Source organism: Streptomyces sp. NPDC002742 (assembly GCF_042888885.1).
Classification (GTDB): domain Bacteria; phylum Actinomycetota; class Actinomycetes; order Streptomycetales; family Streptomycetaceae; genus Streptomyces.
The window spans coordinates 318,237-331,665 of record NZ_JBIAQF010000005.1 but is presented as its reverse complement, the minus strand read 5'-3'; the positions used below and the strand labels follow the sequence as shown (position 1 = coordinate 331,665).

The following is a 13,429-nucleotide window of genomic DNA, read 5'->3' as shown; positions in this document are numbered from 1 at the left end:
CAGGTGCCCAGGAAGCATCGCCGAGCATGGGCGGAGGACTGGGCGATGTGGACCATGTGGGCCCCCGCCAAGTTGAGACTCGCCTGGTGCACATGTTGCAAGCGGCGGCGCGGCAGTTCAAGGTGAGTGACATCCTGGGAGGCATGGTGGACAAGACCGCCGAGCAGATGGCGCAAGAGCTGATCACCGAGTCCGCCCCGGTGGCAGTCGACCGGGACGCCTTGAGCCGATTCGCCGCAGACGTTGCGCGTTCCGCCGCAGAGGCACCACCGACTGCACAGGCGGTCAACACCCTCGTCGAGAAGTACAACGCGTCCCTCTCATATGTGCCCGGTACCCCGTGCTGGATCGAACTGGTGGCCGAGGGCCAGCAGGCTGCGTTGGAGTTGTACCGCGACCTCTTCGGCTGGCAGGGCGAGGTCGATCCCACCGAGGCCGACGGCTACGCCATGTGCACGCTCAACGGCAAGCGAGTGGCGGGCATTGCCTCTCCGCCCGATGAGGGAGGTGTGTCTACGCTGCCAACCCCCTGGATCACCTACCTATCGACCAACGACGCAGACGCCACCATGAAGGCGATCGAACAGGCGGGTGGCACGGTGATTCTTCCCGTCATCGACGTCAGCACCGACGGCCGGATGCTGATCGCCTCGGACCCGACGGGGGCGGTATTCGGCGTCTGGCAGCCGCTGGACTTCCTCGGCGCCGAGGTGGTCAACCAGTCCGGCGCGCTGACTTGGAGCGAGCTGCACACCAGTGACATCGAGGCCGCCAAGGCCTTCTACAGCGCCGTCTTCGGCGTCGAGTTCACTCCAGAGGCGGATGGCCAGGACTACTGGACCATCAACGCTGGCGGTAGGACCGTGGGCGGCGCAACAACACTAGAGAACGACCCACTCGCTATGCCTCCGCAGTGGCTCCCGCACTTCGAGGTGGACGATATCGACCAGGTGGTCGACCTGCTAGTGAAACGGGGCGGCACGGTGTTGATGTCGCCAGTCGACACGGCGGTCGGCCGAGTGTCTATGGTCCAGGACCCGCAGGGAGCCACCTTCGCGGTGATCAAGACTGAGCCCGCGTCGTAGAGCCCGGAGGTGACATCCCACATCGTCGGGTGGGCACGCCGCAGGTCAGAACCCTGTTCAGTCCTCGGCGGGCGTACTGACGGGCGAGCCAGCACACGGTAGGAGATGCGACGCCTCCTCTTCCGCCGCTCCGCGCAACGCTCTGGCCAGAGTCCTTAACCATCGGCGAGAAGGGAAGCCGGTCACCAGCCTTCGCTGAGAATCGCTCAGCCTTCGTTGCGAGGGGTCAGCACCCGCGCAGAGTGTGCCGAGGGCGCCCTCTCCACTACATTCGAATGTATGAGCGATAGATCGTATGGCGGCGAGATGGCTCCCGTACCGAGCGACCCAGGCGCGGGGTCGTCTGGTGATGCGGTGGAGGCACGGCCGTGGCGAGAGGGGGACGGTCCCAAGCCGCAGGTGCGGACCTGGCCGCCCACCGATCCGCCCGCTCTGTGGGTGCGTGTCTCGGGCGGGTGGCGGCATGCGTCGGTCACGGCCCGGCTGGACTGGCCGGATGGACGTACGGCGTATCAGGTGCTGCTGGACTCCGACGGGTCGACGTCGGTGTCACATCGCTCGTTCTGGTGGCCCCAGACCGGGCTCAGGGTGGCGCATCGCAGCGCGGAGGAGCCGACGTCGGAGGCGGGTCTGGGCGGCGGTCTGCCGACACCGCCACGCCGGAGGGCAAGGGCGATCCGATCCGGCGGGGCCCGCGTGCATGCCCGGTGACGTGTCCAGGGCTGTGGCTACACTGATCGACGGCGCGGGGGCGCTGCTGCTGGAGGACTGGATCCCGCATGGACAGGCTGCTGCCCAACCCCCGTACGCCCGTCGGCTACCGGCGTGACGGCCGCCCCATCTACCCGATCATGGGCGCAGACCCCACGGATCCGTCCAATCAGCTGCTGCCGACCGCCCCGAACACCGATCCGACTGCGCCGCCAGCGTCCGGACAGCCGGTCGACCAGGACGCGCTGAACCGGCTCCTGGCCCGCGAGAAGCAGCAAGGCGAACGCGCTGCGATCCGCAAGCTCGTCGAACAGTTGGGGTTCGCCAAGACTGACGACCTGACCACGTTCGTGCAGCAGCAGCGCGACGCGCAGGCCGCGCAGCTCTCCGAAATCGAGCGCCGCGAGCAGGCGGCCGCCGAGGCCTCCGCCGCAGCTGCCGCACGCGAGGCCCAGGCCATTGTCCGTGAACGCGCCGCGGTTCGCCGCTCCGTCCTGGTGGCGCTCGGCGCGACCGGCGACGACTTGAAGGACGCGGAACGGCTCCTGGTCGTCGAGGACGACGCCGGCGAGGACACCATCGCCGAGGCCGCTGAAGCCCTGAAGGTGCGCAGGCCCGAGCTGTTCGCCGTCACCGCCCCGGCGCCGCCCGCCGCGCCTGGCGGTTCTCCTGCGGGCGGGCCGCCGCCGCGCGGCGGCACGATGCCCAAGCCTGGCCAGCACGGGGCGGACATGGCCCGCCAGCGCGGCTTCGCGACGGGCAACTGACTTCCCACCGGTGGGCTAAGGCCGGACCTGCGGGGACCACGCCCCCTTCCTCCCGTGGACGACGCCACCAACCGGTGAGTGGACGATCACCCGCTTCGTCGCGTCCGGAGGACTCATGACCGTTCAGCCGGTCTCTTTCACCCAGAACCTGACAGCCGACCGCTCCTGGCTTGCCAGCCTCCACGGCACCGGTGAGATCGACTCCATCACCCTCGACATGTCCACCTTCACGTCCGGCACCCACTACGTGCCCTCGACGGATACGAACATCCCCTACAGCCGGTTCCTGTCCGGCATTCCCGTCGGCAAGATCACCGCCTCGGGCCTGTTCGGCCTCTACTCCACGGGTGCCTCCGACGGGCGGCAGAACCTGGCCGGCTTCGTGTTCGCCGAGGTGCTGTTCGCGCCGTCGCAGACGAAGGTCCCTGCCGCGCTGCTGTGGCACGGCTCGGTGAAGACCGCGAAGCTCCCGGTCGCCGTTGCAGCGGTCGCCCCGTCCGCCATCTGCCAGATCCGGTTCGCGTGAAGGAGCCTCGTCGATGACTGTTCAGGACCTCATCAAGGACGTCACCACGGCGGACCTGACCACGTTCGCCCGCTACATCCCCACCCCCGCCGACTTCCTGCTCACGCAGACCGTGTTCGCCAAGGTGTCGATCCAGGACGTCATGTGGCGGATCAAGCAGACAGGCCGCTACGTCAACGCGGCGAAGTACCGCAGTTTCGACGCGAGCGTGCCGTTCGCTGACCGGCAGGCGTGGCAGACGTCCACGCAGGGCATGCTGCCGTCCCTGGGGCAGAAGCTCATGGTCGGCGAAGTCGAGCTGCTGCTGCAGGAGGCCTCCCGCGGCGCGGACGCGTCCCGCCTGGAGCAGCTGCTGTACGACGACGTGGAACGGCACGTCGAGGCCATCAACTCCCGTCTGGAGCTGGCAGCTGGCGATGTCCTCACCGACGGCAAGTTCTCCCTCTCGGCAGAGAACGGGCTCACCCTCGACGTCGACTTCGGGGTGCCTGCGGCGAACATGCCGACTGTTCCGAAGCTGTGGTCCGACCCGACCGCGGATGCAATAGCGGACGAGCTTGGCTGGATCTCCTACCTCGACAGCATCAGCGCGCCCATGCCCGAGATGGTCATCACCTCGAGGCGCGCATTTTCCTACCTGGCGGCCAACAACGCCTACCGGGCCGCCTACTACGGGTCGGTGAACCCGTCGACGACGCCGACCGCATCACTGACGCCGCAGCAGATCAACGTGGTCCGCGACAACTACGGTCTGCCGCCGATCACCCTGTACAGGGCGCAGGTTCGCGTGGACGGAGTGTCCACGAAGTGCCTGCCGGATGACCGGTGGGTGATGCTGCCGCCGGACCGGGCGAAGTGGGGGCAGACCCTGTACGGCACCACCGCGGAGTCGCTTGTGCTGTCTCGGGGTGGCAACCCGCAGATCACCCGTGAGGACGCTCCCGGCCTGATCGTCACCCGCGGCGGCAAGGATGACCCGGTGCAGATCTGGACCAAGGGCGCGGCCGTGGCCATGCCGGTGCTGTACGGACCGGACTGCCACATCACCGCGAAGGTGCTGTGACATGGGGCAGCGACTGGTAGCGGCGGTGCACGTGCGACACCCGAAGACGAACGACTGGCTGATCCTGCAGCCTGGCGACGAGCCGGACGAGGACCTGGCCGAGGTCATCACCAACCCAGGGGCGTGGGAGCCGGACGAAGAGGACGGCGGGGACGCTGACCCGCCCGCCAGCAACCCCGGCCCCGACTCCGCCTCGAACCTGCATCCCGAGCCGCAGCCGGAGGTGGAGGTGGAGCAAACCAAGCCAGCCCGAGCCCGGACCCGCAAGCAGGCTGGCGAGTAACCCAACCAGGCCCGGCCCGGCACCCCACAGCGGGCGCCGGGCCGCGCCGCATACTCGGAAGGGACACCCCCGTGGACCCTGCAGTCCGCGCCTGGCTCTTGGCGCAGCTCGGCCCTGGCACCGACACCGCTGACCTGCAGACCCGCTACGCACGGCTCGGCACGGCCCGCGCTGTTGCCCTGGAAGTGCTGTCGGAGCGGCGCGCCAAGCTGTTGGCAGATCCTCTCCAGCTGACCGTCAACGGTGTCGTCACGATGGACCAGAGCAACAACCTCACCGGCCTTGAGCGGCAGATCGCCTTCGTCGAGGCCGCGGCCGCGCCAGATGAAGCGGCGGGCGGGGACGCTCTCGTCGTCGCCCCGCTGCAGCGCGCCCATCGCTGGCGGCGGTAGTGGCGTACGAGTTCCCGCCGTTGACCCCCGGTGACGCGGCCACGGTAGCGGCGCGGGTCGCCGCGGTGCTGGACGATGCCTGGCAGCGCCTGGCAGCCCAGCAGACTGCAGTGCTGGCAGCAATTGGTGACGGTGACCGCTCCCGGATGGTCGCCGACCGGCTCGCCCAATTCCAGGCTGCGATCGTCGACTTCCGGCAACGCGTAGATGCGGAGGCCCGAGCGTTCGTCGCCCGGCAGCTGCCGCACCTGTACGAACAGGGCGCGCAGCGTGCCGCCGAATCGCTTGGCGGACGGTTCACATGGACGCTGATCCACACCGATGCCTTGCAGTCGCTGGCCGCCGACTCCTACGCCGACTTCCTCCGCCGCTCCCAGGAGGAGCAGCGGATGGCGGGTGCGTTCTACCGAGCCGTACGGGACGCCGCGCGGCGTGAGGTGCCGCTGCTCGCGGCGGGGAACACCACGGCTATGCAGGCCGCGAAGGCGCTCGCCGATCGACTCGCCGCCGAGCACCAACTCCGTTACGTCATCTACCGCAACGGTGCCCGATACCCGGTGCAGGCGTGGGCGGAGGCCGCGACGCTCACCAAGAGCGCGGTGGCTTACAACGCCGGCACCCTGAACCGGGCCCGCGAGGCGGGCGTCCGACACGTCGAGGTCTTCGACGGCATCGATTGCGGCTGGACCACTCATCAGGACACCGATAAGGCCAGCCGCACAGTGCGGACCGTCGAGGACGCTGCGGAGTGGCCGATCTCCCATCCGCGTTGTCGGCGAGCCTTCGGGCCCCGCCCGGATCTCTAGTGAGCAGCTCGGGCTGCGGACGGGTGAGCGTTACAGGTTCCCCGGCTTCCCTTCCTGCCTCGATGGTTGAAATGCCCTCGGTTCGCCTCGACAGCTGGATTCCAAGCAGCTTCCCCCGAGGGCACCTTGCTGTCTCATGTCTTAAGTGCCGCAACTTCCTGTGCGCGAACGGCCAGGTTCTTGACCGCGCGGGACTTCGCGTGGGGGGCCAGCCGTTTTCTCATGGTTGCGAAGTGATCGTCACCGCGCGCGGATGAGACGAGTTCGTACTCGTCGAGGAATCGCGCCCATGAATCGCACGCGGCATCAAGATGCCCGTAGTCCTGCTGGCGCTGTGCGAGGACCGCATAGGCGTGAACCCGGCCTTGACGTTCTTGAGGCGGCTGGACCTTGATCGACTGCTTCATCACCTTGATGCTGCCGGGCAGGTCACGCTCCTCGTACAGCACATGTGAGACGTGGAACAGGTAGGCGGTCTGGTCGTAACCGCCAATCGCATCCCGTCGGTTATCCGCTTTCGACAACGCGTCTTCCGCCTCTCGGAGACGCGCGTGCGCCTGGCGCCGATCACCAACCATGGACGACGCGTGCGCCTGCTGGCCGCGAAGGAACGCTACGAGGCGTGGGCCAGCAGAGGGTGCGGCCTCAGCCGCTGAATCGGCGAGTTCCAGACTCTTGTGCCCGTAGCCAAGATTCGATGCCTGCAACGACATCCCGCGCAGTGTGCGGCAGTAGGTCACGTGGTCCTGGGCTTCCTGAGCCAGGTTCAGGGCCTTGAGGTAGTACGTCTGCCCCAGTCCGTGAGCCTTCTCGTACATGGCCATCCACCCGGTCAGGTACGTCAGATCAGAGGCAGCAGCCAGCATGCTCGCGTGAACCTTCTCGCTGGCCTGCGCTCGTAGCCAGGGACCCACCGTATTCACCAGGAACGCGGCTGCCATCGGCCTGGCATGGCCGGCGCCGAACTCGTCGAGGATGTCTGCGATCCGCTCGGTCATGGCGCGCACCGATTGGACTTGGGAGTTCCCGATCCGAGTCGTTGCCTTGCCCGGACTGACGGCGTCATCGGCTGCGCTCGCTGCTGCCTCCGTGAACATCGGCACTGTGAGCGCCACCGAGAACAGGGTGGTGGCCAGCAAGCTGCGTCGGGTTGGATCCATGTCTGCCCTTCCGAGGTCCATCAACTCTTCGAGAGTGTCGGGGCCTTCGGACGGCAGGATGGACCGGGCGGACATCAGGCCCGCTTCGTTGTGAGTGACCGGTCGGCCGAGTCGCTCGGACAAAGCTTCTACGATTAGTGCCCTGACCTCGGGCTTTGGCTCGACTCCGGCGATCCACTGGGATGCGTTCGGTTGTGCGTAATGCAGGTCCAGGCCGCGCTGTTGGCCTAAGCGATTCACTGCTCGCGCAAGCTGTCCTTGCTGCATCTGTGCCTGTTTCAGCAGGTCAGCGAGGCGTTTGTTCGGCGTGCGCGGTGATCGAGCCATGGTTCACTCCCGACAGCTTCAACGTGCATGGCGTTTATGTCGTCACCCGTCTCCAACGGTACCTGCGGAGGGTGATTGCGCGGTTACCTCTTCCCAGACATCGATTGATCTCGGCCTTGGGAGACCAGGTGAGCAGCGCGAGCACCAACAGACGTGACGGCGAGAGTCCGGAGTGCAGCAACACAGCTGAGCCGGGCTCTCGCCCTCTGGACACCGCACTGCTCAGCGGCCGCAGGAGAGTATCCGACGGCGTGATCGAGGTGGCTTCCGCCGCGAATGCAGATAGGCAGGTGCTGCGTTCGCCCGCCTCCGAGGCAGACGGCGGACCTGAGGATCGGGGCCTGGCCCTGGATCTCATGCGCTGTATGTGGCGTGCGCGGGAGGCTGACGCATCCGTGCCGCGGACCGATGCCGCAGCAGATGTCGTGGCATCCATGTTCGAGGAGAACACCCACGTTCTGCGCCAGATCATGAAGCAATACGGCTGGCCCGGGTACAAGCTCGTCGGCGAGCGGGCCGCGCAGGCCGCTTGGCATATTGCGCACTACTGTCCGGACATCGGTTTCCAGGCCGAGGCATTGCAGCTGCTGGGGGAAGCGGTTCGCGCGGGAGATGCCGACCCTCAGCATTACGCGCTCCTGGCTGACCGGCTCTGTGCCGTGCGTAGTCAACCGCAGCGTTTTGGTACGCAGTACGTTCCCGACGGCGCAGGCGGGCTTGCGCTATACCCGGTGGTCGAGCCCCGCCGGCTGGACGACCGGCGGTTCGCCTGGGGTCTGGAGCCGCACGCCGAGTGGGACGCCCGGGTCAGAGGCGATGCGGCGCTGGTCGGATTCATCGGGCCGCGCCGCCCCTGACGCACCCTCCCTGATACCGGCCGCTGGGTCACAGCCGTTCCCCCTGGCTCCCCCAAAGAACCAGACAAGTCGGCTGTGCCCCAGCGGCCTTCCACCCCCCTGCATTGAGGACCTCCCTCCATGTCCCTCTTACACACGTCAGGCCGGGGCGTCGTCCTGGCTGAGACAACCCTTAGCTCCTTACGGGGGTACCGCAATGCCCCCAAGTGACATGACCCTGATCGATCAGCCGGAGGCCCGTGACTACGGGCTGCGCACCGCCCTGGAGGACCTGCAGCTCGGCCGGTGGCGCTCAATGCGGGACCTGCTCTGGGCCACCGGTGCCGACCGGGCCCTGCGTACTTCCCGCAGCCAGATCCTGGCCGTCGGCGCCGCGAACAGTGACGCGGTCACGGCCTGGTGGAAGGAAGAGCCCGACAACTCGGATGCGCTGATGATGTGGGCCCGGGTGCAGACGCAGCGTGCCCTCAAGGCAAGTCGCGGCACGGCGACGACGCGGGTCTTGCTGAAGAGCATCGGCGACGCCCGCCGGGCATGCCGGAACGCTGCCCAGACTCTGCCGAACGACCCCGTGCCATGGGTGTGCCGTCTGGCTCTGGCTCAACTGGACGTCGACCGCAGGTACATGCATCGCCCCGAGCACTGGGGTGACCCGCCGGATGCCCTGCTGCCGCCGGGACCGTGGCCGCTGCTGTGGGAGGTCGTCCACCGTGATCCCGACAATCGCGAGGGCTACCATCGCATGCTCCAGTGCTTCCAGGCCCGCGGGCAGGGCGCCTTGGATTTCGCGCGGTGGACGGCGCTGAAGTCGCACGAGGGTTCCGCTCTGCTGGTCCTGCCGTTGTACGCGTTCGTCGAGTCCTACCGGCAGCAGCTTGGCCAGGGTGGGATGTTCCGGCCGCTCGGGTTCTGGACCAGTGACCAGGTCCGCTACTACGCGGACCGCGCGCTGGAGGGCTGGTTCGACCGCATCGTTCCCGAGCCCGATGCCGTCCCCGAGACGTGCTCCGTGCTCGACCTCAATCACTTGGCCTACGTGCTGACCGCCAGCGGGAAGCCAGGGGCTGGCCCTGTGTTCAAGGCAATCGGCCCCTACGCCACCTCAGCGCCGTGGGCCCAGCTGAGCGAGGGGCGGCGCTGGTGGGAGCACGAGTTCACCAACGCCCGCGACTACGCCCTGAAACAGGCCTACCGCAGATGAACAGCCGGGCGCCCCCGCTATGCGGTGACCGCTTCGGCGCCTCCCCGAACCTTCCCCTAACGATCATGAGGATTCCTTCGATGTCTCCGAGAACAGCGTCTCACCGCCACCGCGTGCTCGACGACGATGCGGTCCTGGCCCAGCACGGCTACCCGCAAGAACTGGCCCGCAGAATGGGCACGTTCGGCAACTTCGCCATCTCTATCTCTGTCATCTGCGTGCTGGCCGGATGCATGAGCCTGTTCGGCTTCGGCCTGGCGGCCGGCGGGCCCGCGGTCATGCTGTGGAGCTGGGTCGCGGTCGGCGCGATGGTGCTGCTCTTAGGTCTGTCCCTGGCCGACGTCACTTCCGCCTATCCCACCTCCGGCGGCCTGTACTTCATGGCCGACCGGCTGGGTGGGCCTCTCGCGGGCTGGTTCACGGGCTGGCTCAACCTGATGGGCCTGCTCGGAGCGATAGCCGGGATCGACTACGGAGCTGCCACGTTCGCCGCGGCGTTCGCCAGCCTGCAGTGGGGTGTGGAGCCGACCGACAGCCTCAAGATGATCATATTCGCGGTGATCCTGCTGCTCCATGGCGGCCTGAACGCGCTCGGGGTCCGCGTGGTCAACGTGCTCAACTCCATCTCGGTGTGGTGGCAGATGGGCGGCGTCACGCTGATCGTCGGCGCGTTGTTCCTGGCCCCGGCCGGGCATCAGTCGCCCGAGTGGGTCTTTACTCACTTCAACAACGACACCGGGATCTCCAGCCCGCTTTTGGTGTGCCTCATCGGCTCCCTGCTGGCCGGGTATACCTTCTGCGGCTACGACGCTTCGTCGCACCTGTCCGAGGAGACCCGCCAGGCGCAGTACGCCGCCCCGCGGGGGATCATCCGCTCCATCTACGTCTCGTGGATCGCCGGATTCATCCTGTTGGCCGGGCTCCTGTTCTCCATCCAGGACTACAAGGGCACCCAGTCCAGTGCGACCGGGGTGCCGCCCGCGCAGATCTTCATCGACGTCCTCGGCGTTCCGGGAGCGAAACTCCTGCTGCTCGTCGTCATCGTGGCGATGCTCTTTTGCGGCAACGCGGAGGTCGCTGCGACCGCCCGCATGGTCTTCGCGTTCTCCCGGGACGGCGCGCTCCCGTTCTCCGCGACCTGGCGGCAGGTCAGCAGCCGGACACAGACCCCGGTGAACGGCGTGTGGCTGGCGGTCGGCGTGGCATTCCTCCTGGCCCTGCCGGCTCTGTACTCGCCCGTCGCATACGGCGCGGTCACCGCGATCAACGCGGTCGGGATGACGCCCGCCTACGCCATCCCCGTCTTCCTCGCGCTGCGCGCCGGCAACCGCTACCAGCCCGGCCCGTGGACCCTGGGCCGGTGGCGACGGCCGATCGGCTGGATCGCCGTGACGTACGCGGCGTTCATCACCTTCGTGTTCTGCCTTCCCCAGACCTCGCCGCTGACCGTTCAGTCGATGAACTACGCCGGAATTACCCTGCTGGTCGTCCTGGGCCTGGCCTGGCTGATGTGGCTCACCCGTGGCCGTCATAACTACCGCCTCCCCGCCTCCCGGAACACCGGCCACCACACCGTCCTGTCCCAGGACGTGGTGTGATGGCCGACCCGATCGTCCAGTCCACTGCGCGCTCCGGGAGCCTTTCTCTCGCCGACCTCCGGGACGCTGTGAGGCGCGAGGACATCACCACGGTGCTGCTCGCCGTCCCGGACATGATGGGCAGGCTGAAGGGCAAGCGCCTGAGGGCGGCCCGATTCCTGGAGACGATGGAATCCCAGGAGATGTGCGCGTACGTCCTGGCCACCGACGTCGACATGACCCCCCTGACGGGCTTCGAACTGACCGACTGGGAAGAGGGATACGGCGACATCCGGGTCCTGCCCAACATGGACACCATCCGACGTCTGCCCTACCCCGGCACCGTCCTCATCCACGCCGACGCCGCCCACGCCGACGGCACGTTCGTCGACGTCGCGCCCCGCCGCATGCTGCGCACCCAGCTCGCCCGCATCGCCAGGCTGGGAATGAACGTGCGGGTGGGCCTTGAGAGCGAGTTCGTGCTCTACCGGGGCGGCCAGCGGCACGCGCAGGCGGCGGGGTACCGGGGGCTGAAGCCCGTCGGGCTCCACAACGGGGACTACTCCCTGGACCACCCGCCGGAACTGATGCAGTTCTTCCTCGACCTCGAGGACGCGCTCAGCACCGCCGGTACCCCGGTCGAGGCCGTCAAGACGGAGGGCGCCCGAGGCCAGATCGAGGTGACGTTCCCCTACGGCGAAGCCCTGCGGGCCTGCGACGCATACACCGCCTACAAGCACATCGTGAAGCACCTCACCGAGCAGCACCGCATGACGCCCACCTTCATGGCGGTCCCCGAGACCGGCGTGGGCAGCGGACTGCATATCCATCTGTCCCTCTGGTTCGACGACCGCAACGCCTTCGCCTGCCAGTCCGGCCAGGACCTGCCGGAGACGATGCAGCAGGCCATCGCCGGACTCGTCACCGCGATGCCGCATCTGGGACCGCTGTACGCGCCCACGGTCAACTCCTACAGCCGCTTCCTTCCGCATTCGTTCGCCCCCACCCGATTCTCCTGGGGCTACGACAACCGCGGATGCGCCGTCCGCGTCACCGGCCACGGTGAGGGCGCACACCTGGAGATCCGTCTTCCGCCGGCCAACGCCAACCCCTATCTCGCGCTCTCAGCCTCCCTCGCAGCCATCCACCACGGGCTCACCAACCAGCTCAAGCCCCCGCCACCGTGCGAGGGCGAACCCTACGAGGATTCCGACGCGCTTCCGGTGCCAGGCAGTCTCGCCGAAGCCGTGGCCGACTTCGACGCGAGCTCGCTCGCGCAGGAAGCGTTCGGTGGCGCCGTGGTACGGCACTACGCCCACGCCGCAAGAACAGAGGTCTACGCGCACCGCGGACAGGTCGGTGACGTCGAACTGGAGCGGGGGTTCCTGCGTGACTGATGTCCGCTCGCCCATCGCCCCGATCCCGAGCAAGCCCGTCAGTCTCAGGAGCATCAGCCGCATGGACCGCATCGAAGCGGCCGTGCTGGCCCTCCTGTTCGACCTGACGCAGCAAGCCGCCCGCTTCGGCGCAGGCACGAACCCGTGGGCGCAGCTCGCTGCGTACGACGTCGACGACTTCGCGCTCTTCGCCCGGAACGAGGAGTCGCGGAAGGGTCCCGGACACAGCCAACGGGCTCGCGCGCATCGGCAGGCTCCTTCCATGACGACCTGACCCAGGAGACACCGTGCATATCCCACCGCTTGACCCTGACGAGTTCACCGACCCGGTCGCTGTGATCACCGGAGGTTGGTCCAAGGAGCGCGACCGCGCCCTGCTGTCCGGCTCCACCGTCGCCGACACCCTGACAGACATGGGCATCAAGACGCGTTGCCTCGATCTCGTCAACGCTCGGGACGACCTGATCGACGGCCTGGACGGCGTGGCGACGGCCTTCCTTGCGATCGCCGGCCGTGGAGCGGAAGACGGTCGCCTGCAGGGGCTGCTGGAGACGCTCGGCGTCCACTACACCGGGTCCGGTGTGCTGGCCTCCGCCGTCGGCATGAACAAGATCCACGCGAAGACCCTCGTTACGGCCGCCGGGGTGCGTGTCCCCCAGGGAACCAGAATCGATCCCACGTTCAGCGCCGAGGACGAAGCCTTACGCGTCAGTCAGCTGTTATGCCTGCCGGTGATCGTCAAGCCGGTTGATGAGGGCGGCTCAATTGGGGTGCGGGTGGCCACCACCGGGGAGGCACTCGCTGCTGCGGTCTTGGACGCCGGTACCGGGGAACTGATGGCCGAGGTGTTCCACCCGGGGCGTTCCGTGAGCGTCGGCGTGCTGGAAGGTCCGCCCGGTGTGCTGCACGCGCTGCCGCCGCTGGAGGCCGAGACGCCGAATGGCGTCTACTCGTACGCGGCGAAGCGCGGTACGTCCGCATGCGACTACTACTGTCCGGCCAGGGTCAGCCCCGAGACGCTTCAGTCTCTGCAGCGTCAGGCGGTGGCCGCCCATCGCGCCCTGTGCTGCCACTCCTACTCGCGCTCGGACTTCATCGTCACCGCTGCTGGCGAAGCCATCTGGCTGGAGGTCAACACGCTGCCGGGACTGTCCCGCACGGGGAACCTGGCCCGTATGGCGCTCGCCGACGGCATTACCTACGAGCAGTTGCTCACTCACATCCTGCGCGGCGCGCGCATCGACCGCCGCGCGCACGCGTAGAAGACGAGGCTCCTG

The 13,429-nt window shown here is 67.7% G+C and carries 14 protein-coding genes; 13 read left to right on the top strand and 1 reads right to left on the bottom strand.

Features of this window, described 5'->3' with window-relative positions:
* The first annotated feature begins 92 nt into the window (after positions 1 to 92).
* The 7 genes from ACFYW8_RS10935 (at position 93) to ACFYW8_RS10905 (ending at position 5,633) form a co-directional block, all read left to right on the top strand.
* Positions 93 to 1,085 carry a VOC family protein gene (locus tag ACFYW8_RS10935; RefSeq protein ID WP_389071146.1) on the top strand — a complete coding sequence of 331 codons (993 nt, stop codon included), beginning with the start codon at positions 93 to 95 and terminating at the stop codon, positions 1,083 to 1,085.
* 779 nt (positions 1,086 to 1,864) lie between these two features.
* On the top strand, positions 1,865 to 2,563 hold the full coding sequence (locus tag ACFYW8_RS10930; RefSeq protein WP_389070625.1) for a hypothetical protein: 699 nt from the start codon (positions 1,865 to 1,867) through the stop codon (positions 2,561 to 2,563).
* Between the two features lie 115 nt (positions 2,564 to 2,678).
* Positions 2,679 to 3,089 carry a head decoration protein gene (locus tag ACFYW8_RS10925; RefSeq protein ID WP_389070622.1) on the top strand — a complete coding sequence of 137 codons (411 nt, stop codon included), beginning with the start codon at positions 2,679 to 2,681 and terminating at the stop codon, positions 3,087 to 3,089.
* Positions 3,090 to 3,102: 13 nt separating this feature from the next.
* Entirely contained in the window at positions 3,103 to 4,152 is a 1,050-nt protein-coding gene (locus tag ACFYW8_RS10920; protein WP_389070618.1) for a major capsid protein, read from the top strand.
* Position 4,153: 1 nt separating this feature from the next.
* A complete protein-coding gene (locus tag ACFYW8_RS10915) occupies positions 4,154 to 4,435 on the top strand; it encodes a hypothetical protein (protein ID WP_389070614.1) in 282 nt (93 codons plus the stop codon).
* Between the two features lie 71 nt (positions 4,436 to 4,506).
* The gene (locus ACFYW8_RS10910; protein WP_389070609.1) at positions 4,507 to 4,827 is read left to right on the top strand and encodes a hypothetical protein; all 321 of its coding nucleotides are present in this window, start codon (positions 4,507 to 4,509) and stop codon (positions 4,825 to 4,827) included.
* 65 nt (positions 4,828 to 4,892) lie between these two features.
* Complete coding sequence (locus ACFYW8_RS10905; RefSeq protein WP_389070606.1) at positions 4,893 to 5,633, top strand: hypothetical protein; 741 nt, start codon at positions 4,893 to 4,895, stop codon at positions 5,631 to 5,633.
* Between the two features lie 134 nt (positions 5,634 to 5,767).
* Here ACFYW8_RS10905 and ACFYW8_RS10900 read toward each other — a convergent pair whose 3' ends face one another.
* A complete protein-coding gene (locus tag ACFYW8_RS10900; RefSeq protein ID WP_389070602.1) occupies positions 5,768 to 7,120 on the bottom strand; it encodes a hypothetical protein in 1,353 nt (450 codons plus the stop codon).
* A 251-nt stretch (positions 7,121 to 7,371) separates the two neighbouring features.
* Here ACFYW8_RS10900 and ACFYW8_RS10895 point away from each other — a divergent pair, with 251 nt between their 5' ends.
* From ACFYW8_RS10895 to ACFYW8_RS10870, 6 genes are all read left to right on the top strand, one after another.
* Positions 7,372 to 7,977, top strand: coding sequence for a DUF6624 domain-containing protein (locus tag ACFYW8_RS10895; RefSeq protein ID WP_389070599.1), 606 nt, complete (start codon positions 7,372 to 7,374; stop codon positions 7,975 to 7,977).
* A gap of 211 nt (positions 7,978 to 8,188) precedes the next feature.
* Positions 8,189 to 9,178: a hypothetical protein gene (locus tag ACFYW8_RS10890; RefSeq protein WP_389070596.1), complete on the top strand. Its 990-nt coding sequence runs from the start codon at positions 8,189 to 8,191 to the stop codon at positions 9,176 to 9,178.
* 65 nt (positions 9,179 to 9,243) lie between these two features.
* On the top strand, positions 9,244 to 10,776 hold the full coding sequence (locus ACFYW8_RS10885) for an amino acid permease (protein ID WP_389070593.1): 1,533 nt from the start codon (positions 9,244 to 9,246) through the stop codon (positions 10,774 to 10,776).
* Entirely contained in the window at positions 10,776 to 12,152 is a 1,377-nt protein-coding gene (locus ACFYW8_RS10880; protein WP_389070590.1) for a glutamine synthetase family protein, read from the top strand. Before ACFYW8_RS10885 ends, ACFYW8_RS10880 begins: the two co-directional genes overlap by 1 nt.
* 61 nt (positions 12,153 to 12,213) lie before the next feature.
* Entirely contained in the window at positions 12,214 to 12,426 is a 213-nt protein-coding gene (locus ACFYW8_RS10875; protein WP_389070587.1) for a hypothetical protein, read from the top strand.
* A 13-nt stretch (positions 12,427 to 12,439) separates the two neighbouring features.
* Positions 12,440 to 13,414: a D-alanine--D-alanine ligase gene (locus ACFYW8_RS10870; RefSeq protein WP_389070584.1), complete on the top strand. Its 975-nt coding sequence runs from the start codon at positions 12,440 to 12,442 to the stop codon at positions 13,412 to 13,414.
* Positions 13,415 to 13,429 lie beyond the last annotated feature (15 nt).

What these genes read in the sequence shown, in the direction of transcription:
- ACFYW8_RS10935 (WP_389071146.1), top strand. Translation starts at nt 93, where the DNA reads ATGTTGCAAGCGGCGGCGCGGCAGTTCAAGGTGAGTGACATCCTGGGA.
- ACFYW8_RS10930 (WP_389070625.1), top strand. Translation starts at nt 1,865, where the DNA reads ATGGACAGGCTGCTGCCCAACCCCCGTACGCCCGTCGGCTACCGGCGT.
- ACFYW8_RS10925 (WP_389070622.1), top strand. Translation starts at nt 2,679, where the DNA reads ATGACCGTTCAGCCGGTCTCTTTCACCCAGAACCTGACAGCCGACCGC.
- ACFYW8_RS10920 (WP_389070618.1), top strand. Translation starts at nt 3,103, where the DNA reads ATGACTGTTCAGGACCTCATCAAGGACGTCACCACGGCGGACCTGACC.
- ACFYW8_RS10915 (WP_389070614.1), top strand. Translation starts at nt 4,154, where the DNA reads ATGGGGCAGCGACTGGTAGCGGCGGTGCACGTGCGACACCCGAAGACG.
- ACFYW8_RS10900 (WP_389070602.1), bottom strand. Translation starts at nt 7,120, where the DNA reads ATGGCTCGATCACCGCGCACGCCGAACAAACGCCTCGCTGACCTGCTG.
- ACFYW8_RS10890 (WP_389070596.1), top strand. Translation starts at nt 8,189, where the DNA reads ATGACCCTGATCGATCAGCCGGAGGCCCGTGACTACGGGCTGCGCACC.
- ACFYW8_RS10885 (WP_389070593.1), top strand. Translation starts at nt 9,244, where the DNA reads ATGAGGATTCCTTCGATGTCTCCGAGAACAGCGTCTCACCGCCACCGC.
- ACFYW8_RS10880 (WP_389070590.1), top strand. Translation starts at nt 10,776, where the DNA reads ATGGCCGACCCGATCGTCCAGTCCACTGCGCGCTCCGGGAGCCTTTCT.
- ACFYW8_RS10875 (WP_389070587.1), top strand. Translation starts at nt 12,214, where the DNA reads ATGGACCGCATCGAAGCGGCCGTGCTGGCCCTCCTGTTCGACCTGACG.